This is a genomic window from Exiguobacterium sp. s50, from assembly GCF_018618175.1.
Taxonomy (GTDB): domain Bacteria; phylum Bacillota; class Bacilli; order Exiguobacteriales; family Exiguobacteriaceae; genus Exiguobacterium; species Exiguobacterium chiriqhucha.
The window spans coordinates 100,400-119,170 of record NZ_JACSLP010000007.1; the positions used below are offsets into that span (position 1 = coordinate 100,400).

Annotated in this window: 20 protein-coding genes and 2 tRNA genes; 12 read left to right on the plus strand and 10 right to left on the minus strand. The window is 50.4% G+C overall.

The features are described from left to right. Positions 1–44 precede the first annotated feature (44 nt). The 3 genes from KNP68_RS11195 (at position 45) to KNP68_RS11205 (ending at position 5,819) form a co-directional block, all read left to right on the plus strand. Positions 45–1,730 carry a formate--tetrahydrofolate ligase gene (locus KNP68_RS11195; protein ID WP_029596063.1) on the plus strand — a complete coding sequence of 562 codons (1,686 nt, stop codon included), beginning with the start codon at positions 45–47 and terminating at the stop codon, positions 1,728–1,730. Between the two features lie 22 nt (positions 1,731–1,752). Continuing rightward, the gene (locus tag KNP68_RS11200; protein WP_214756689.1) at positions 1,753–2,682 is read left to right on the plus strand and encodes an alpha/beta fold hydrolase; all 930 of its coding nucleotides are present in this window, start codon (positions 1,753–1,755) and stop codon (positions 2,680–2,682) included. A gap of 161 nt (positions 2,683–2,843) precedes the next feature. Further along, positions 2,844–5,819, plus strand: a complete 2,976-nt coding sequence (locus KNP68_RS11205) for an SH3 domain-containing protein (protein ID WP_214799589.1) — start codon at positions 2,844–2,846, stop codon at positions 5,817–5,819. A gap of 42 nt (positions 5,820–5,861) precedes the next feature. Here KNP68_RS11205 and KNP68_RS11210 read toward each other — a convergent pair whose 3' ends face one another. From KNP68_RS11210 to KNP68_RS11220, 3 genes are read right to left on the minus strand one after another with little or no spacing between them, the layout of a single operon-like run. After that, positions 5,862–6,275: a hypothetical protein gene (locus KNP68_RS11210; RefSeq protein WP_021067838.1), complete on the minus strand. Its 414-nt coding sequence runs from the start codon at positions 6,273–6,275 to the stop codon at positions 5,862–5,864. Continuing rightward, complete coding sequence (locus KNP68_RS11215) at positions 6,272–6,826, minus strand: hypothetical protein (RefSeq protein ID WP_021067839.1); 555 nt, start codon at positions 6,824–6,826, stop codon at positions 6,272–6,274. The genes KNP68_RS11210 and KNP68_RS11215 overlap by 4 nt, the downstream gene beginning before the upstream one ends. A gap of 2 nt (positions 6,827–6,828) precedes the next feature. After that, the gene (locus KNP68_RS11220) at positions 6,829–7,188 is read right to left on the minus strand and encodes a hypothetical protein (RefSeq protein WP_021067840.1); all 360 of its coding nucleotides are present in this window, start codon (positions 7,186–7,188) and stop codon (positions 6,829–6,831) included. A gap of 128 nt (positions 7,189–7,316) precedes the next feature. On the opposite strand from KNP68_RS11220, the gene KNP68_RS11225 reads away from it, so the two are divergent. From KNP68_RS11225 to KNP68_RS11240, 4 genes are all read left to right on the plus strand, one after another. Beyond that, a tRNA-Gly gene (locus tag KNP68_RS11225) sits at positions 7,317–7,390 on the plus strand. A 16-nt stretch (positions 7,391–7,406) separates the two neighbouring features. Then, positions 7,407–7,480, plus strand: a tRNA-Gly gene (locus tag KNP68_RS11230). A 180-nt stretch (positions 7,481–7,660) separates the two neighbouring features. Further along, the gene (locus KNP68_RS11235) at positions 7,661–8,461 is read left to right on the plus strand and encodes an MBL fold metallo-hydrolase (RefSeq protein ID WP_021065283.1); all 801 of its coding nucleotides are present in this window, start codon (positions 7,661–7,663) and stop codon (positions 8,459–8,461) included. A 397-nt stretch (positions 8,462–8,858) separates the two neighbouring features. Then, positions 8,859–9,065, plus strand: a complete 207-nt coding sequence (locus KNP68_RS11240; RefSeq protein ID WP_016508383.1) for a DUF3006 domain-containing protein — start codon at positions 8,859–8,861, stop codon at positions 9,063–9,065. A gap of 41 nt (positions 9,066–9,106) precedes the next feature. Here KNP68_RS11240 and KNP68_RS11245 read toward each other — a convergent pair whose 3' ends face one another. Continuing rightward, the gene (locus KNP68_RS11245) at positions 9,107–9,661 is read right to left on the minus strand and encodes a peroxiredoxin family protein (protein WP_131472443.1); all 555 of its coding nucleotides are present in this window, start codon (positions 9,659–9,661) and stop codon (positions 9,107–9,109) included. A 74-nt stretch (positions 9,662–9,735) separates the two neighbouring features. Here KNP68_RS11245 and KNP68_RS11250 point away from each other — a divergent pair, with 74 nt between their 5' ends. After that, a complete protein-coding gene (locus KNP68_RS11250; protein WP_242679031.1) occupies positions 9,736–10,587 on the plus strand; it encodes an aldose 1-epimerase family protein in 852 nt (283 codons plus the stop codon). Between the two features lie 34 nt (positions 10,588–10,621). On the opposite strand, the gene KNP68_RS11255 is transcribed toward KNP68_RS11250, so the two are convergent. The 3 genes from KNP68_RS11255 to KNP68_RS11265 all read right to left on the minus strand — a co-directional run bounded on the left by KNP68_RS11255 (position 10,622) and on the right by KNP68_RS11265 (position 12,893). Beyond that, positions 10,622–10,840: a PspC domain-containing protein gene (locus KNP68_RS11255; protein ID WP_021065279.1), complete on the minus strand. Its 219-nt coding sequence runs from the start codon at positions 10,838–10,840 to the stop codon at positions 10,622–10,624. A 27-nt stretch (positions 10,841–10,867) separates the two neighbouring features. After that, complete coding sequence (locus tag KNP68_RS11260) at positions 10,868–11,572, minus strand: NAD(P)H-binding protein (protein WP_214799591.1); 705 nt, start codon at positions 11,570–11,572, stop codon at positions 10,868–10,870. Positions 11,573–11,651: 79 nt separating this feature from the next. Next, on the minus strand, positions 11,652–12,893 hold the full coding sequence (locus KNP68_RS11265) for an LCP family protein (RefSeq protein ID WP_214799593.1): 1,242 nt from the start codon (positions 12,891–12,893) through the stop codon (positions 11,652–11,654). A gap of 202 nt (positions 12,894–13,095) precedes the next feature. Here KNP68_RS11265 and KNP68_RS11270 point away from each other — a divergent pair, with 202 nt between their 5' ends. After that, a complete protein-coding gene (locus KNP68_RS11270; RefSeq protein ID WP_021065276.1) occupies positions 13,096–14,010 on the plus strand; it encodes a hypothetical protein in 915 nt (304 codons plus the stop codon). Between the two features lie 191 nt (positions 14,011–14,201). On the opposite strand, the gene KNP68_RS11275 is transcribed toward KNP68_RS11270, so the two are convergent. Then, positions 14,202–14,429, minus strand: a complete 228-nt coding sequence (locus KNP68_RS11275) for a hypothetical protein (RefSeq protein WP_021065275.1) — start codon at positions 14,427–14,429, stop codon at positions 14,202–14,204. Between the two features lie 328 nt (positions 14,430–14,757). Here KNP68_RS11275 and KNP68_RS11280 point away from each other — a divergent pair, with 328 nt between their 5' ends. Further along, on the plus strand, positions 14,758–15,627 hold the full coding sequence (locus KNP68_RS11280) for a hypothetical protein (RefSeq protein WP_214799595.1): 870 nt from the start codon (positions 14,758–14,760) through the stop codon (positions 15,625–15,627). Between the two features lie 55 nt (positions 15,628–15,682). Here the strand turns inward: KNP68_RS11280 and KNP68_RS11285 are convergent, their stop codons facing one another. Beyond that, positions 15,683–16,054 carry a hypothetical protein gene (locus tag KNP68_RS11285; RefSeq protein ID WP_021065273.1) on the minus strand — a complete coding sequence of 124 codons (372 nt, stop codon included), beginning with the start codon at positions 16,052–16,054 and terminating at the stop codon, positions 15,683–15,685. 103 nt (positions 16,055–16,157) lie between these two features. Here KNP68_RS11285 and KNP68_RS11290 point away from each other — a divergent pair, with 103 nt between their 5' ends. Further along, positions 16,158–16,571, plus strand: a complete 414-nt coding sequence (locus tag KNP68_RS11290; RefSeq protein ID WP_131472437.1) for a VOC family protein — start codon at positions 16,158–16,160, stop codon at positions 16,569–16,571. Between the two features lie 9 nt (positions 16,572–16,580). On the opposite strand, the gene KNP68_RS11295 is transcribed toward KNP68_RS11290, so the two are convergent. Continuing rightward, positions 16,581–17,630: an NAD(P)/FAD-dependent oxidoreductase gene (locus KNP68_RS11295; RefSeq protein WP_021065271.1), complete on the minus strand. Its 1,050-nt coding sequence runs from the start codon at positions 17,628–17,630 to the stop codon at positions 16,581–16,583. Between the two features lie 190 nt (positions 17,631–17,820). Here KNP68_RS11295 and KNP68_RS11300 point away from each other — a divergent pair, with 190 nt between their 5' ends. Next, positions 17,821–18,669, plus strand: a complete 849-nt coding sequence (locus KNP68_RS11300; protein WP_051627751.1) for an ABC transporter ATP-binding protein — start codon at positions 17,821–17,823, stop codon at positions 18,667–18,669. Positions 18,670–18,771: the final 102 nt, after the last annotated feature.

An 18,771-nucleotide genomic window follows, 5' to 3' on the forward strand; every position in this document is an offset into this window, starting at 1 on the left:
GAAATAAACCGATTACAATGTTCGAAAGTGGAGGGATTTTATACATGACGACGATTAAACCGTTATCCGACCTAACGATTGCCCAACAAGCCGAGATGTTGCCCGTCAAAGAGATTGCGGAAAAGCTCGGTTTACAAGAAGATGACCTCGACCTATACGGGAAATATAAAGCCAAGTTATCCTTCGACGTCATCGATCGGATGGCGACTCGCGAAGACGGGAAGCTCATTCTCGTCACGGCAATCAATCCGACTCCAGCCGGTGAAGGAAAGTCGACCGTGACCGTCGGGCTCGGCCAAGCGCTCAACCAACTCGACAAACAAGCGATCGTCTGTTTGCGAGAACCGTCGCTCGGGCCGACAATGGGCTTAAAAGGCGGTGCCGCCGGCGGAGGATTCAGCCAAGTGTTGCCGATGGAAGACATCAACCTTCACTTTACAGGCGACATGCACGCTATCACCGCGGCCCACAACACGATTAGCGCCATGCTCGACAATCATCTCCATCAAGGGAACGACCTTGGCATCGATGTCCGGAAAATCGTCTGGAAACGTGTGCTCGACTTGAATGACCGGGCGCTCCGTCACGTGACGATTGGCCTTGGCGGCAGTGCCCATGGCGTACCTCGTGAAGACGGCTTTGATATCACGGTCGCGTCTGAAATCATGGCCATCCTCTGTCTCGCCGATTCGTTGACTGACCTCGAGACACGCATCAAGCGAATCGTCGTCGCATACGATCGGGACAATGAGCCGATCACGGCCGAACAAATCGGTGCGGCCGGTGCCGCGACACTGCTATTGAAAGAAGCGTTCAAGCCGAACTTGGTGCAAACACTTGAACAGACACCAGCCCTCGTTCATGGTGGTCCGTTCGCCAATATCGCGCACGGATGCAACTCATTGATTGCGACGAAAACCGCGCTCAAGCTCGGTGAATATGTCGTCACCGAAGCTGGTTTCGGAGCCGATCTTGGCGCCGAGAAATTCTGTCATATCAAGTCACGCATCGGAAAATTGAACCCGGACGCCGTCGTTCTCGTGGCAACAGTCCGTGCTTTGAAAATGCATGGCGGTGTCGCCAAAGACCAACTCCACGTCGAGAACGTCGGAGCTGTCGGAAACGGGTTAAAACTTCTCGCCAAACATGTCGAGACGATGGGGAAACTCGGTTTGCCGACCGTCGTCGCCCTCAATCGATTCAATTCGGATACAGCCGAAGAGTTGGCGGCCGTCCTCGATTGGTGTGAAGCGAACCACATTCGAGTGGCGCTCAGTGAAGTGTGGTCGAATGGTGGACAAGGCGGTCGTGCCCTCGCCGAGGCCGTCATCGACACGATTGAGTCGAATGAGAGTTCGTTTACCCCGCTCTATGCGTTAACCGATTCCATCGAACAGAAAATTTTGACGATCGCCCGTGAAGTGTATGGAGCGGCCGACGTCACCTTTACCGCAACCGCGAAAAAACAGATGGCACAAATCGAAGCGAACGGCTGGCAGAGCTTGCCGATTTGTATGGCGAAGACGCCGTTCTCGCTCTCGGATGACCCGACGAAACTCGGATACCAACACGGCTTCACCGTGACGGTGCGAGAGTTGAAACCGTCGGTCGGCGCTGGCTTCCTCGTCGCCTTGACAGGTAACGTCTTGACGATGCCGGGTCTGCCGAAACAACCGGCCGCCTTGAATATGGGGATTGATGAGACTGGGAAAGCGATTGGCTTATTCTAATCAAGACAACGGAGGGATAGGGATGGACGTCACGGAACATACGTATGCGGACGGATACCGGACACAACTATTGCACGTCAAGGCCAGACAACCGATTGGAAATTGTTTCATTTTCCATGGGATGCTTGAACATCATCAACGTTATGTCGAATTCGCTAATTTTTTGTCAGAAATTGGTTTTAATGTGTTTTTGTGCGACCTTCGCGGCGCCGGTTCTTTGGCCCGAACCCAGTCCACTTACGCTCATCTATCTCCACACGAAGGATTTGATCAAATGGTCGACGACGCCATCTCGCTCCTCGATCACTATCAAGATGAATTGCCGACCGTCGTCCTCGGCCATAGTTTTGGCTCGTTGCTCGCGCGTCGACTCGGTCAACAGTTAGGTCATCGATTGGCGGGTGTCATCGCCGTTTCCCCGCCCCCGCATTCTGGATTGATTGGACGTGCCGGACTGTATGCGATCGATTTGGCCATTCGGTTTAAAGGGAGCACCCATGAATCCCGTTTATTCGAACGCTTGTTGTTCGGACGATATAACTTGAAATTCTTACCCGCCACGACCGAGAGCGATTGGATTTCTAGTGTCCCCGAGGAAGTGATCGCCTATATGAACGACCCGGACTGTGGTGGGATTCCGACGCTCGGATATTTACACGAGGTAGCAAAAGCGTCACTCGATGTGACCTCTGCCGCCCGGATACAAGAACATCCGAAAACACTACCAATTTTGTTCGTCGTAGGTGCCGATGACCCCGTCGTACATGACGGAGAAGGACTCTCCGGAATCGTCCGCAAACATCAGGCCGCCGACATCGAATTGACCGTCCTGTCTTATGATCAGGCTCGCCACGAAGTGCTTCGTGAGCGCCAACGCCAAGACATCTGGACGGACATCGGCGACTGGATGCATCAAACGATACGAATCGCAAAAAGAACCTCCATTTCCTAGGAGGTTCTTTTTGTTTACCAAAATCATACAATAGGATTCTAATTCATTTACCTTTTTTGTAATTTAGATTCTTCTTTCCAATTTTTAAGTGCGCTATACTTAGACCGCACACTAAAAGAATACTCATATTTTGATACGTATTCACCGAAAGGGGTAACACATTGAAGCCAACGATCACACGATTGAGCACGGCCGTCCTCATCTCTAGCACGGTGTTGAGTACGCTCGTCCCCGCTCATTCATATGCAGCAACATACGAAGGAACAGTGAATACATCGATTTTAAATGTTCGTTCCGCCACATCTACCACTTCGGATATTGTCGGGAAATTGACCGAAGGCGAAACCGTTCAAGTGTATACGACGAACGACAACTGGGCTCAAATTGAATTCGAAGGCGAAAAGCGCTACGTATCGTCGACTTATTTGACACTCAAATCGACCGTCACGAAAACGGCGACGACCGCCTCGACGACGGCGACGTCTGCTTACAAGGCTGATGCGAACGTCAACTTGCGCTCATCGACATCGACGTCTGCCACCGTCTTGACGACCATCCCGAAAGGCGCGACCGTCACTTATATCTCTTCGCATGGCGCAACCGGTTCATGGATGAAAGTGATGTACGGCAAGTACACCGGTTACGTCGTAGCTCGATACTTTACGCCGTCGGCTCCTGTCGAAACACCATATTACGCGAACAAGACAGCGGTGCTATACAACTCGACCGGTTCGGGCGCGACGAAACTCGCGACGATTCCGGCTGGTGCCAAAGTGACGCATCTCGCCTCACTCGGCGCGACCGGCTCATGGTTTAAAATCCAATATGGCACGAAAATCGGCTACGCTCCATCCCGTAACTTCTCGACGTCACTATTGACTCCAGATACGTCGACGCCTGAAACGACGACGCCTTATTTTTCAATCACAAACGTCGCCCTTTATAACAGTTCGGCCTCAGGCGCGACGAAGATCGCGACCATCCCTTCGGGGGCCCAAGTCGAACAAATCGCAATGGCAGGACTCAGTTCGTCCTGGTTCAAGATTCGTTACAATGGCGTCACCGGCTATGCCGCAGCCCGTAACTTCTCGAAGACGAAGCCGGAAGTCGTCGTACGAACGCCTTATTACGCCGCTCGCGATCTCGTCTTGTATAAATCGTCTGCCTCGGGTGCAGATCGTCTCCGGACCATCCGCGCCGGCAGTAAAGTGACACAAGTGTCGGATGCTGGACTCGCGAGCTCATGGTTTAAAATCGAGTATGACGGTGTCACCGGCTATGCCGCCGCTCGCAATTTCTCGACGACACCACCAGAAGTGATTGTCATCAAGCCTTATTACGCGATTCGGAACGTAGCGATGTACAGTTCGTCCGCCTCGGGCGCAACGAAAATCGATACGATTCCATTCGGTGCGAAAATCGAACAAATCTCTCAAAGCGGATTATCGAGCTCATGGTTCAAAGTCCGCTATGACGGGAAAACCGGTTATGCCGCTTCACGTCACTTCTCAGTCGAAAAACCGGAGGTGATTGTCGTGACAGATTACTACACGACGCAACGAGTCGTCCTCTATGACCGGTCGGCATCACCGAAAACAAAAATCGCAGTCATTCCGACAGGGACAAAAGTTCAGCAAATTTCTGAGGCCGGATTGACCAGCTCGTTGTATAAAATCAAGTACGGCTCGCTCACGGGCTATGCGACCGCGAGTTACTTTGCGGACAAGCCGCCAGTGCCAGAAGAACAGCTCGAATCAGAACGTGAAGTCGAGGTCGTCGTCGCGAACAACGGGACGCTGAACGTGCGCAATAAAGCAGTTGATGGCGCCGTCATCGGGACGCTCGCGAACGGGACGGTCGTCAAAGTGAAGCCAATCGTCGGTAGCGACTGGGGGGTCATCTCATATCTCGTCAACGGCTCGCTCGTGAAAGGGTACATCTCCCTCACGTATACGAAATCGTACACACCGCCTGTCGCCGGCAGTAAGGAAATGGTCATCACCGAAACGGCCTATCCATACACGCTCGCATCGATGGTGACGACGCAACGCAACGTGTTCGCCCAGTCGGACGCCTTCCGGGCTGCGAACGCCTATGTACCGAAAGCGTATATCACTCGCGCGACACCGACCGCCACGACAGGGACGATCAGTTCGACGGAACTCATGACGACTTCATTCCAATATTTGAAGGCAACCGCTTCAACAGCCGCAGCAAACTTGGGCGGCTTGTCGACGAATACGAAACTTGAGTACCTCGGCACACAAAAAGTCGGTTCGACGACTTGGTATAAAGTAAAATCGGGTCTACTGACCGGATACGTCAGCGCCGCCAACGTCGCTGGTAATGTCAAGGTATTGAAAGACGCTTCTATGACAGCTCACTCGTTCGGGGTGCTCAACCCAGGTGAGACGGTGAGCATCACTGGTGAGCTCGGTCAATATTACACAATCAGCTACTATCGCCCGAGTGGATACAACATTCGCGTCTATGACCGGTCTTGGCGTCTTGCGACGGATGAGGAAATCACACGTCACGTGTCACCGTCTTCGTTCGCCACGACGTCACGGGAATATTTCCAGTTCCTCGATTTGTCGAAGGGGGCCGATTTGACGGCGCCGGTCTTGAACAAGTCGCTCGTCGGTAAAGGGATTTTAGATGGACGCGGTCAAGCGTTCATCGATGCGTCACGTACGCACAACGTCAACGAAATTTACCTATTGTCGCATGCATTGCTTGAAACCGGTCATGGGACGTCCGCCCTCGCCACCGGGACAGTTGTCTCGAGCGTCGACGGCAAGGCCGTCACACCGAAGACCGTCTACAATATGTACGGAATCGGTGCGATTGACGGGAACGCCCACGTCAAAGGGGCTGAGCGCGCTTATAAAGAAGGTTGGTTCACACCGGAAGCCGCCATCATCGGCGGTGCCAAGTTCATCGGGGATTCGTATATTAACAACCCGAGCCGGAAACAGAACACGCTCTATAAAATGCGCTTTAATCCATCAAATCCTGGGACGATGCAATATGCCACGGATATCGCTTGGGCGACGAAACAAACCGCCAACATCTACAACATGTATCAACAGCTCGACGCCTACACGCTTTACTTCGAAGTTCCAAAATTCCAGTAAGACACAAAGAGACACGCAGCCGACTTTGGCGCGTGTCTCTTGTTATGTCCATTCAATGGAGTCGATAATCGATTCAATCTCTACTTTTTCATTCGTCACTTCATCGGCGACGTACGTCAAAAACAGGAGTCGTTTCCCGTCTGTGAGTGACCAGACGTCGAGATGCATCCCGTCCTCGATTCCGCTCGCATAGGCCGTCGTCATACCGCCTGCCTCCGTCGTGACGCTCGGGGCGACTTTGACGTCAATCGGGAACTCGCCTAAAAATGTGTTCAACTCTTGGAGAGCCGCGTCGCTCGGCGCTTGCTCTTCCTCGGCTTCATAGATGGACATCTGAAGCGTCCCTTGGGCGTCGGCTTCTACCGAATAAAAGCTGACATGGTCTTCTTCTTCATTGTATTCAAAGTGTTCTGGGTAGGATAGACGGATCCAACCGTCAATCTCGTATTCCTTCATGCTGTTTGCTCCTTCGTCTTCTTAAATGCTAGACCTGTCACCATCTTCGCTTGGAGCGCATATTTGAGGCGCTCGGTCACGTAAAGACGTTGACTGTTTTGGTCTTGGGCAATCATGTGCCCGAATAAGTTCAATCTTACGGTTTGATGTGATAAAAAATAGAGTCGGTCCGGGTCTAACGGTCGATATTCGCCTGAATCTTCGAGATGCTCAATCTCGAAGCGACGCAATACGTTGAGCGCGCAATATTGATCCGTCTTCCCGGTGCTCGTGTGCAACTCGACTCGAACAAGCTGAATATCGTATGGGCATAGGTTCATAAAAATTGGACCGATTCGTTCATGGATGAGCAACACTCCCATATCCGTCTCAATCAAATCGGGGAGTGCCTGCTTGTCTTGTGAGATGCTCAAGACGACATAAGGACGTTCAGTCGGTGCGAGCAATTCCCCTTTAAAAAAGCGGAATCGTTGGATGCCGGTCAATACACGGGCTCGCCAGGCACTGCCCCGAGCTTCCGCTTCAATCCGATATAGCCTTTCTCGACTCACGACTACTCCCCCTTCAATTGTTTGAGCGACGCGACGAATCGTTCCCACTCCTTGTCGTCACAGACGACCTTACTTTCAATTCCCCATTCTTCCTCGATCTTCAAACGTACTTCGTTCGTTTCGAGATGACGCGTGAGCTGAAGTGCCCCAATTTGAACGGATAGCGGTTCGACGATGAACTCATTCGTCGCCGGGCCGATCCATTTCAATCGTTCCGTTCGAAGAATCACCTGCCAGTCCGACTCGCGATTAATCGAGAACATCCATTGGCGAAGCTTCGTCTCGTGGTTGAGTTGTTTGGATTGTTTCATCATCCGAAACCCTTCGCTCATCATCTGTAAATAGGATTTACGCTCACTCATGCCCCATCCACTCCTCTCCTCTATTATCTTAGCAAGACGACCTAGCCGCAACAACCAATGTTTTTTCAAAAAAGGGTTTGCAAAGCTAAAATCCTGTGCTATTATATTACCGTAACGTTAAGCGTTTCGCGGGTGTAGTTTAATGGTAAAACCTCAGCCTTCCAAGCTGATGACGAGAGTTCGATTCTCTTCACCCGCTCCATTTTAAAATTTCATGTGCGGGTGTAGTTTAATGGTAAAACCTCAGCCTTCCAAGCTGATGACGAGAGTTCGATTCTCTTCACCCGCTCCAATTACCGACATATACGCGAGAATTTGCTCGCACACATAACCGCACGGTGTCCCGTGCAAAAAGCAGAACGTCATTCGACGTTCTGCTTTTTTTGTTTTTCAGCATAATAGCACCGAATTCAACAACGCTTAAATGACGTTAATTCGGGAAAAGGATGGAAGACAAGAAGGAGGGATTCCTGTGATTCAAGTACGTCTTCAACCGTTCACCGTATACGAGAGTGCTTTGATGCGCACGACTTCGACGTTAATTGAGACGAACGAAAGCTTGATTGTGATTGATCCGACCTGGTTGCCCGAAGAAATCGCCACGATTCGCCGGGACGTCGAATTACGACGCCGGGGGAAAAAGCTGTATGTCATCTATACGCATCAGCACTATGACCATATCATCGGGGCTTATGCGTTCCCCGATGCCACCGTCATCGCGTCTCAAGCGTTCGTCGAGACGGATGCGAGTTCTCAGCTCGATGAGATTCAATCGTTCTACGAACAGTATTACATCGATCGTCCCATCATCAAACCTGCTGTTGATATTATGATTTCGGAAGATGGTACCCTCGCCCTCGGCTCTACGCCCATCACGTTCTTATTGACGCCTGGTCACGAGTCGACCCACATGTCTTTAATCGTCGAGCCGTTACGTCTGCTCGTGTGTGGCGATTATGCCTCCAATATCGAGCCCCCGTTCATCGAACACGATGCCGAGGCGTATTTGACGTCGTTGCAGAAACTTCAAGCTGCCATTTACGAGTATGAGATTCGGTGGCTCATTCCTGGCCACGGCGACTTGTGTGACGACCGTAGCAAAATGATGGAGCGACTGAGCGCCGCCGAAGAATATATCCTCGCCTTGCCAGAAGAACGCGTCTGGTCTCCGCATTGGCCCGAACACGCTTTCTTCCAGCGCGTCCATGAACGTAATCGGAAGCACGTCGAGCAAAAAGCAAAAGATCGCGAGTCGCGGCAACAAGATTATTGACACAAAAAAATCGCAACGTCTCCCCAAGACGTTGCGATTCCCCCCTATTATGTAGACCTATTTCTTTGTGACGCGTTCTGAACGGACCGTGAACATACGGTCAATCCCATAAATGGTCACGCCGGTGACAGCGAGCAACCCAATCATAGCTGATGAAAACATTGACCATACCCCCATTGTTCACAAATTCGTCATAATCACCCCGTGCCTTCATTATAGAAGAAAATAATTCAAAAAGAAAGCGTTTTCTTCAAAGTTTCTTCACAATTCTGTCACGCTTCTGTTTTTACTTTTGCTTGTCTAGCCTTGCGCAAATATGTGTAGGTTTTGTGGAATGTGGGAATACACTCTATAAGAATAAAAGAGACAGAAAGCTGTTCGTTGAGGAGGAAGAGGCATGATCAAGTATGGCACGTTGGTGCGGGTCGAAGGGAAGTATGCCGTGTTACGTTGGAACAACGGCTCGAGCTTTATCCCAAGACGATTCTTGCCATCAGAAGCACGTGTTGGCGATACCATCATTCGAGATAACCACCATTACTATCTCGAAGAAGACATGACACCCAATTTCGATGCGCTGATTAAACAACATTATAAAAAGTAGACAAAGACAGACCGGTTTCTTTCCAGTCTGTCTTTGTCCGTTCATTTCGTTCGGTCATGCAGCCAGTCGAAATCGACTGGTCCGACTTGTTTGGCCGTGATGATGCCGTCTGGCCCAATTACGTAGGTGGTCGGGAGCGCGACGACACGATACGTCTTCTCCACCGTCCCCGTCTCGTCCAATAGGATCGGGAAACTGACCGGCACTTCCTGTAAAAACGCATCGACGTCTCGTTTACCGAGCCGCTCGTTTTTCGTCGCATTCACTCCGAGCACAGGGATGCCTGTATCTTCGCCGAATTCAATCAACTCTGGCAACTCTTCCCGACACGGTGGACACCACGTCGCCCAAAAGTTCAGGATGACTTGTTGCCCTTCATAGTCGGCGAGGGACACCGGCTGCCCCTCCGTCGTCTCGAGCTCGAACTGTGGCGCCCGCTGTCCGACTTCAAGACCACCGAGCACGCCGTCGTCCGTGGCGACTTCGACCGTCGGCTCACTCGCTTGGCTCGTCTTGTACTCGTCGTAACCTTTATAAGCCAATCCTCCAATGAGGCCGGCCATGATGAGACTGATTGCTAGTTTATGAAATCGCATGATTTACCCCTTGTTCTGTGGACTGTTCACTCCTAAACTTAACTTATCACATCATTCAAAGGAGAGTAACTATCTTGCAACTTCACAATGAGAAAGTTAGCCTCACCCTAAAAGCGCACGGCGCCGAAATGACAAGTTGGAAAGTCGAAGGAACGGAGCTCCTTTGGCAAGGCGACCCGACGTATTGGGGGCGGCAAGCCCCAATCCTATTCCCTTTCGTCGGAAGGCTGCTTGACGACCGCTACTTATATGAAGGACTGACATACACGATGAGCCAACACGGATTTGCACGAGACGAACTGTTCGAGGTCGCCGAGGCTTCGGACACACACGTCCGGTTCATTCTTCGTGATTCGATCGAGACCCGTAAACACTATCCGTTCTCATTCGAACTGAACGTCATCTATCGCTTGATCGGCGAAGAGTTGAATGTGACGTACCACGTCGTCAATCGGGATGATGTCGTACTCCCATTCAGCATCGGCGGACATCCGGCCTTCAACATTCCGTTTGCCGGGGGCACGTTCGAAGACTATACGATTGACTTTGGGGAGACACGAACACTCGACCGTCTCTTGCTCGAAGGACCTTACTTGACGGGTGCTTATCAACCGCTTGGGGAACGTCGTTATATCCCGTTGACGCATCATTTGTTCGACCAGGACGCCCTTATCTTTGAACAAATCGAATACGCGGCGCTCCGGCATCAGCCGAGCGGCCGGGCCATCGTCATGGAATCCCCCCAGTTCACCCACTTCGGCATCTGGTCACCTCCACATTCCGACGCCCCGTTCGCCTGTCTCGAGCCGTGGTTCGGACATGCCGACTATAAAGGGCACCGGAAAGACATCCGCCATAAGGAAGACATGCAACTGCTCGAACCAGGCGAGTCGTTCGAAGCGACTTACACCTTGTATATGGAATGAAAAACGTGCTGACCGCTATGGTCAGCACGTTTTGTTAAAAGCGACTGTCTTGCTCCGCCTCATACTCTGAAGGCGGTTTTTTCATGACGATGGCGAGGACGATATAAATCAGAAGACCTGGACCTCCAAATAGGGCGAGAACGACGAAGATGATTCGCATCAATGTCACATCGACACCTAAGTAGTTCCCGAGTCCCGAACAAACACCAGCAATCATTTGATTCGACGGATCTTTATACAGTTTTCGTTCCATCAAGACACCTTCTCCTCCAGTTTTTCGTTAACGCTGTGGTCGACGGAGCGTCGTTCTGCCACCTGTCGCCACTTCTCCACGACTGTCGAAATCGAGCGCATCGTTGATTGGGGTACTGCCTGATTTGACTTCAATCCGACGTCCGTACAAGCCTCGATTATCGAGCGAGGCGGCGATGATGGTCGCGACGTCCGTTTCAGAAATCGTTGCGTCACTCGCATCACTCAAATCTTCTGATGCCTCAATCGAGCCTTTCCCTGGACCATCTACGATTGTCACTGGGCAAATGATCGTGTAGTTCAAACCGCTATGTTCGATATACTCGTCAGCCGCATTGTTAGCAGACAAGAAGTTGAAATGTTCTTTTGGTGCAGCGTCTGGTTGATCGGCGCCGTAAGCGCTGAGCAAAACGACGTGGCGGACCCGTTCTTTTTTCGCAACATCGATAGCTTTCATGGCGACGTTGCGGTCCAGCAGTTCGATTTCTTTGCTCGAACCTTCTGCCCCAGCCGTTGCTGCGATGATGACGGCGTCCTGTCCGGAAGTCGCCTCGTGTATCCCTTTATCCAATTCTTTCTCGACGTCGACGGTGAGCACACGCGCACCCATTTTTTCATACTCTGCCTGTAGTTCAGGATAACGAATTAAAGCGGTCACTTGATGCGTTTTCGCTAAACTTTTCAATACACGTCTACCGATCTTTCCTGTTGCTCCAATGACTAAAACTTTCATTCAAATTTCCCTCCTCAAAAGAGTAGTTCATTTGATTAAATTTCCTCTTTCGGGATGGAATCAAACCCTTTTCGCAAAATTATCTAACAGTTCCCCACATCGTTAAGTCGAGGGCATCGCGAACGGCTTGAACACTCGCTTCGGTCGGTTGATAGTAATAGACGTTATCGATGTAGGCGTCTTCCCCTTCGATTTGAAGTTTGTCCACCTGTGGTTGTAGCACCATCGTCATTCCGATTGAAGCCATTTGCAACGGGTTCATCTCAAGCCCCATCTCGTCTTTCATAAAGCGATACGTTGCCGGGATTTTTGTCCAGCCTGTTGGACTGGCCAATTTATCGGCGACGGCTGACATGACCTCGGTCTGTCGATTCGATCGCGCCCCATCCGTATCTGTTTTCCGATGACGAGCATAGGCGAGCGCCATATCTCCGTCCATGGCGTACGAGACACCTTCCGTGTATTCATACGTCTGATTGAAGCCTTTCTCACTGAACGAGTGGGTCGCCGTCACGTTGACGCCGCCAACCAAATCAATCAGTTCCATGAACGTTTCGAACGTGATGATGACTTGACCGTCGACAGACGCTTCGGTCAATCCCTCTACCGCTCCAACGGTACAGTCAGCACCGCCATAGGCGAACGCATGGGTGATTTTATCGCCTTCTCGCTCTGGTTCACAAGGAATCGCCGTATACGTGTCACGTGGAATCGAGACGTTTTGGACAGTGCGGGAACGTGGCACGAATTCCATCAGCTGTAACGAGTCGGTCCGTGATCCTGATAACGATTCTCCGACCCGGGCATCGCTGCCCATGACTAAAAACGTGACCGGACGTGTCGCCATATAGCCGGCCCCAATCATCAAGAGCAACAGGACGAGAAGCAATTTCCCTTTCCATTTGCGACGGCGTGGTTTTTCCTTCGGAGCGGCCGTCTCCCGCTTGGCGTGCGTCCGTTCCGGCTCTCGTGTTTTCTGTCTAGGCTCACGTCGTTCATCTCGGCGCGGCTTCGACTTACGCTTCTTACCGAAGGGAAGACTTAGTTTCGGTTTTTTGACGTTGAGCGATTTCTTCTTACGTTCCGACGGCGTTTCCTCCGAACGATTTAAAAACGGATGCTCGCCCTGCCCTGTATCTGTCGGTCGATTCGAATCATTGTTAAACTTGTCTTCTACATGCCCATGGTGCTGGGGCGTCTCGTGTCGAGCCTCTTCATCTAGTCGAGCTTGTTCGTCTAGCCGGGCTTGTTCGGTTAATCGTTCGCGTTCAAGCTCCCGTTTCCGTCGTTCGACACGTGATAAGTGTTGATCGTCATTCATATGCTGTACCTCTAGTATGGTTAGATTTTTCTACATTATCATCGACAAACGCTATTCTGACAACGGTTAGCGCAAAAATCCGTCTTAAGCATGAGACGGAAGGGTTGTTTTGAATCGAAACCGGGAAAGGAATAATAATTGGTGTCTGCCCATCTGTGGATGGATAGATTGTTCGACGTCCTCTCGAAAGGAGGGAGAGCTAATGCGTATCGGGAAGTTACGGATGTTGCTGGAACAATACGGTGAAGCCACGCTTCGCGATGTAATTGTCGAGATGTATCGCAACATCCCAAAAACCGTGATTGAAGAGAAAGACATCGACTTTATGGTCAGCCAGTTCACGCGCTATAAAGAACAAAAGTCGTCAGACGAACGTCATTCGCTCTCACAGACCATCATCCTCGCTGAGCGCTTTGTCGAATTGGCATATGACCATTTATATTTAGTACCCAATCAAGTGATGAGCGAACGGGATCAAAAAAACTGGTACATTCACGCTAAAAAGATTATTCGCGACCTCGTCCATTACGCTGACGATGAGCCCGAGGCTCGGACGATGTATGAAGAAATGTTTTTGTTGCTGTCGTCTTCAGCGGGAGAAGAACCTCTATTCACGACAAGTGACCCGTTTCGACTATTAAAATTGTCTCAAACCACGATGTTATCCCAACTGATTCAATATTATCAACTCGACGCCCCCGCCCCTGCCGTTTGGATCGATCGGTCTTTGTATACCGCGCTCCACGTCCCAAAAGATGTCGATTCCACCCGGGTCGATTTGCTCTCGACCCTCCTCGAGCAATCGTATAGTATAGCTGAATGGAACTTGCTCCACGAACGCCTCACCACGTTGTGCGACCGTACGTTAGCGAAAGCCCAGACAGACGATAATGCGCTCGCCGATTATCAAGCTTTAAAAATGCTCGAGCTAGAATTGCTCGTCGAACGCGGCTTGTTATCTGAGGCCGAACAAAAATTGTTCGCCGAATATATCCCGTTCTTCTCGCATCGTTCTGAACCGTTCAAAGTGTATGTCAATATGCTTGAAAGTCATGGACATACGAATGAAACGAAACGATTGCGTCGTCTCGCCAAAGAAAAGCGCATCCAGTTGTAACCTCATGCTGCATACGAAAAAAAGGGAGTCAATCGACATCGTCGGTTGACTCCAATACATGATATGAACGAGGGGTGTTCATCTGAAAAGGAGGGGAAGTTGGTGCAGAACTTCCTTCCTACACGTTTAGTATAAATCAGATTTGAAACCGCTTCCGTTTTAGATATTGCATTTTTGTGAACGTTTTCACGTTATTCGATGGCATTAATAATTCCAAGACCGATGACGGACAGTAACACGATCAGCACAAAAATAAAGACCATCTCATTCGGGGAGCGAAACCCCTCATATAGTTCTACCGCCTCGTCGACGATGACATTCTCGTGGACCACAATCGGTTCTTCTGTATCCGCTTGAGCCACGAGCGGCGTCCCCGCCAACAGCACTACTATCAACCACAAGCCTGTCAAATATCGCATAGTCGTCTCCTCGGTTCGTTTCTTTACATCAATTATAGCATGTCGATTTCAAAGTCATGACACGGTTTTCTTCGTTTCCCCCCAGTTAAATAATTCTCACACCCATTTCCGTTTAAAAGATCTGGTTTTGTTTTTTTCGATTCAGTTTGATACAAACCTATTTCTGAAGCCATTCTCCTGTTCTTTTTAAACGGGACTCTCAGGAAAACGCCTTAAATTCATCCCTATTTTAACCAAATAATGTTCATCATTTTAATACGAGCATTTTAAAGTGGTAACGCTTACAATTTAAGGGTGTTCCAATAAATGTAGAAAGTAGGTTGCTTTCATGAAGCACACCTTTATCGTCAAAGAAAGCCGACAACTCAAGCCCCATGAACGGTCCCTGCTCCACTCTCTCTATCCAGCAGGTCAACTTCCACATCTTTTCTGTCTGCCTGCTGACTGCTACCACTATACTGGATGGTTTCGTAACAAGCCAGTCGCCGCTGTCACAGTTGACTGCAAGGATTTCAAAACCTCGCATTTGATTCGCTTGAGCGACACCACTTGCAAAAATCGCATGATGTTAAGCGGTTTAATCGATCAGGTCCTGTTCCAACTTCGATTAGAGGTTCGTCACAACACAACGGTTTCGGTAACTCTCCCAACTGACGCACCAGGCAATTTGTTGAATGGTTTCAAGGACATTGGATTTCTTCCCCACCTCGAGGCGACGTCGTTTGAGTTCCCTTTCGTTCCGTACACAAAAACAACTTTTGACCAATGGCAATTTTGTATAGAGTATCCCGAGACGCATGGAGATTGGTTACGAAAACGAAATCAATATTTCTGGCTCTTGCCTGGAGCCGTCCCCCTTACGGCTCGGACACTTGATATGCTCCATCGAAGGCAAACAATCTTTTATTCGTTAAAATGGAAAGGCACCGTGGTCGGTACGATGTATGGCGAGATTAAGCAAGGTCAATTGTACCTCCACGAGTTGCATATCGTTGGCCAAAAAGAATTTACTCAAGAAGGCATCTCATTTTTTCAGCAATCATACTATGATAAATTTAAAAAGACAGAATTGATGAGTGTCACTGCCACTTCGATGCAGACACACGTCCTACACGCTTTATACGAGCAAGGTGCCCGTCCAACGCCATCATCCACTTATACATTATTGAAGTACTTGACCCCAGCGCGAACCGATTAATAAAAAAACACGAAACGTCCGCGGTCCGTCAATCAGACTCGTTCGTTTCGTGTTTTTATTCGGCAGCGTTTGTCGAATCCATCGCGAGCGGTGGCATCTTTTCAAAGAGATCGGTCCGAAGACCCGTATCACGTCGGTCCAACGATTCAATCCGGTCGAACTGAATTTCACGATCCGTCACACTGAACCAGTACGTGATGTGGGGCTCGTCTGTAAACCGCAGGGCGTAGTTCGAACCGTTCAAGTGAAAGTCCACTTCTGTGGATAGAAGTTCAGATGGGCCAATTTTTTTATGGGTCGTCAAGCGTTCCAGAACGACTTGCTCTTCATTGATCCGATAGTCGACAAACGTCGCAAGTGAGAGTCCAAACACAAATGACACCAGCGCGAACGCGCTGACCAATCCAAGAGTGATCTTACCGTTCATTTCGCCGTCCCTCCCTCTTTTAGTATATCGGATTCCGACAAAACGTTGTGAAGTGACAATTTGTTCAAGTTTCGTCAAACTAGAGCGAGAGGAGGGAACAACCATGCACATTGACCATACCGGAATCGCCGTCCGTGACTTAGACGAGGCGATCACATTTTACACGACCGTTCTACAAGGAAAGTTGGTCGACCGTTATACGAACACAGCCATCGGCGTCGAGACGGAGATTGCCGTCATCCACGTGGGTGACGACGTAATTGAACTGTTATTGCCGACGAGTCCGACCAGCCCAATCGCTCGCTTCATGAAAGCGCGTGGTAAAGGTGTTCACCATATCGCCTATCGCGTCGAGGATTTGGACGAGTCAATCGAGTCACTTAAACGTGACGGTGTAACTTTTTTAGAGGACACGTTGCGGACGACGGCCAAAGGCCGGCGCCTCATCTATATGGACCCCCGTCATTCCGGAGGCGTCATCGTCGAACTATGTGATTATCCAACAATAAAGCAGTGAGCGCTCCCCTCACTGCTTTTGTAATGCCTGTTCGATGATATCCCGGTTCTTCGTTTTCAATCGTTCGTTATGGGATGATACCATTGCGGTTTTCGTCGCGTCCGGATCGATGAACGTTTTCGCTCGGTTGACAGCGTTGGCCGCATCTTGGAAAGCACCCGCAATCAGATGGACTTTCCCTTCATGCGTCAAAATGTCGCCCGCTGCGTATAGACCTGGCACCGACGACTCACTGCTCGCATTGCCTTTCACGTAAAAATCGTTCACCATCTCGACTTGAAGCTCACATTCCCCGAGAAGCGCTGTATCCTGCTCATACCCATGATTGATGACGACCTCGTCCACTTCCACAACCTCGCGGGCGCCTGTTCCGCAATCGACGAGAGCGACGGCATGAATCGTCGTCCCGTCCCGGGAAATCAAATCCTCGATTTGCGTATGCAATCGACAGTCGACACGTCCACAGAGGAGCTTATCGACTTGCGACTCATGTCCTTTAAGCGCCTCTTTTCGATACGTCAAAATGACACGCTCGGCAATCGGTTCAAGCTCGTTGGCCCAATCAATCGCACTGTTGCCGCCACCCGAAATCAACACCGTCTTCCCTTTGAACGCCATGAGCGATTTGACCGTATAGTGTAAGTTGGAGACCTCGAAGCGCTCCGCTCCGCTAATATCAATTTTCTGCGGTTGCAGGATACCACTTCCTGTCGCGACAATGACCGTTTTCGATCGATGTTGCCCGTGCGTCGTATCCAATACGAAATGGCCATCGTGATCTTTCGTCATCGATTCGACCTTTTCTCCGAGCACGACGGTCGGGTCGAACGTCAAGCCTTGTTCTACCAGTTGTTCGATGAGTCGAGCCCCGGTCGTCGGCGTGACACCCCCGACGTCCCAAATCATCTTCTCTGGATAGACATGGATTTTCCCGCCGAGATGCGGTTGAAACTCAATCAACTTCGTTTTCATCCCCCGCAATCCGCTGTAAAACGTCGCATATAGCCCGGCCGGTCCGCCTCCAATAATCGTTACATCATATAGGTCCTGTTCGCTCATCGTCCTCACCCTTCCTCAAAACTCCTGCGCCATTGATTCTCATTCTCATTCACTATACCGCGAATTAGACCGCTCGACAATCTATTTTGACATCAAACAAACATTGACACGATGTGTCGCACTTGCTATAGTAAACTCGATATTGAGAATCATTATCACGGGCGTCATTTACGGAAAGGGGGAATCCATCATGTCACGGATACATACGACGGATATCGAGGTCGGATATGGGGACAAGACGATTGTAAAACAATTGAGCTTGTCGATTCCCGACCATAAAATCACGACGATTATCGGACCGAACGGTTGTGGAAAATCGACGCTCTTAAAAGCGATGACACGGATTCTTTCTCCATCTGCTGGCGCTGTGCATTTAGACGGGGCCGACATCGCGAAATGTAATACGAAAGAGATTGCCCGTAAAATGGCCATCTTGCCGCAAACGCCGGAAGGTGCCGGCGGCTTGACCGTCGGCGAACTCGTCTCCTACGGTCGATTCCCTTATCAGTCCGGATTTGGACGCCTCTCGAAACATGACCATGAAGTCATCGATTGGGCACTCGATGTGACCGGGACGCTCGCTTATAAAGACCGCAGCGTCGACGCCCTGTCTGGGGGACAACGTCAACGCGTGTGGATTGCGATGGCACTCGCCCAAGAGACCGATTTAATCTTCTTGGATGAACCGACGACTTACCTTGATTTGGCCCATCAGCTCGAAGTGCTCGAACTGCTCGAAACGCTCAATCGAGAGCAAGGGCGGACCATCGTCATGGTGCTCCACGATTTGAACCAGGCCGCTCGCTTTGCCGATCATATCGTTGCGATGAAAGACGGCGAGGTGCTCGCGACCGGTTCGGCTGAGGAAGTCATTTGTCCGCTCGTGCTCAGACAAGTGTTCCATATCGATGCCATCATCGGGCGTGACCCCCGGACCGAAAAACCGATGTGTCTCACTTACCATTTGATTAAAGATGAGCTAAAAGAAGCGCCCCCTGCCCAGCAGGCCGCCGCAACTTTGCTTGCCAATGCCCGTTAGGCTTTCTTGACGTCCCGCACATCGCGAGACGTTTTTTCGTCTCCTGCACGTTAGTGAGGAGGAAGACACGGGTAATACATCGAAGGTATTGAAAAAGGAGGC

Coding starts and splice junctions, on each gene's coding strand:
- KNP68_RS11195 (WP_029596063.1), top strand. CDS start 45: ATGACGACGATTAAACCGTTATCCGACCTAACGATTGCCCAACAAGCC.
- KNP68_RS11200 (WP_214756689.1), top strand. CDS start 1,753: ATGGACGTCACGGAACATACGTATGCGGACGGATACCGGACACAACTA.
- KNP68_RS11210 (WP_021067838.1), bottom strand. CDS start 6,275: ATGAAGGAATACGAGATTGACGGTTGGATCCGTCTATCCTACCCAGAA.
- KNP68_RS11220 (WP_021067840.1), bottom strand. CDS start 7,188: ATGAGTGAGCGTAAATCCTATTTACAGATGATGAGCGAAGGGTTTCGG.
- KNP68_RS11240 (WP_016508383.1), top strand. CDS start 8,859: ATGATCAAGTATGGCACGTTGGTGCGGGTCGAAGGGAAGTATGCCGTG.
- KNP68_RS11245 (WP_131472443.1), bottom strand. CDS start 9,661: ATGCGATTTCATAAACTAGCAATCAGTCTCATCATGGCCGGCCTCATT.
- KNP68_RS11255 (WP_021065279.1), bottom strand. CDS start 10,840: ATGGAACGAAAACTGTATAAAGATCCGTCGAATCAAATGATTGCTGGT.
- KNP68_RS11260 (WP_214799591.1), bottom strand. CDS start 11,572: ATGAAAGTTTTAGTCATTGGAGCAACAGGAAAGATCGGTAGACGTGTA.
- KNP68_RS11265 (WP_214799593.1), bottom strand. CDS start 12,893: ATGAATGACGATCAACACTTATCACGTGTCGAACGACGGAAACGGGAG.
- KNP68_RS11270 (WP_021065276.1), top strand. CDS start 13,096: ATGCGTATCGGGAAGTTACGGATGTTGCTGGAACAATACGGTGAAGCC.
- KNP68_RS11275 (WP_021065275.1), bottom strand. CDS start 14,429: ATGCGATATTTGACAGGCTTGTGGTTGATAGTAGTGCTGTTGGCGGGG.
- KNP68_RS11280 (WP_214799595.1), top strand. CDS start 14,758: ATGAAGCACACCTTTATCGTCAAAGAAAGCCGACAACTCAAGCCCCAT.
- KNP68_RS11285 (WP_021065273.1), bottom strand. CDS start 16,054: ATGAACGGTAAGATCACTCTTGGATTGGTCAGCGCGTTCGCGCTGGTG.
- KNP68_RS11290 (WP_131472437.1), top strand. CDS start 16,158: ATGCACATTGACCATACCGGAATCGCCGTCCGTGACTTAGACGAGGCG.
- KNP68_RS11295 (WP_021065271.1), bottom strand. CDS start 17,630: ATGAGCGAACAGGACCTATATGATGTAACGATTATTGGAGGCGGACCG.
- KNP68_RS11300 (WP_051627751.1), top strand. CDS start 17,821: ATGTCACGGATACATACGACGGATATCGAGGTCGGATATGGGGACAAG.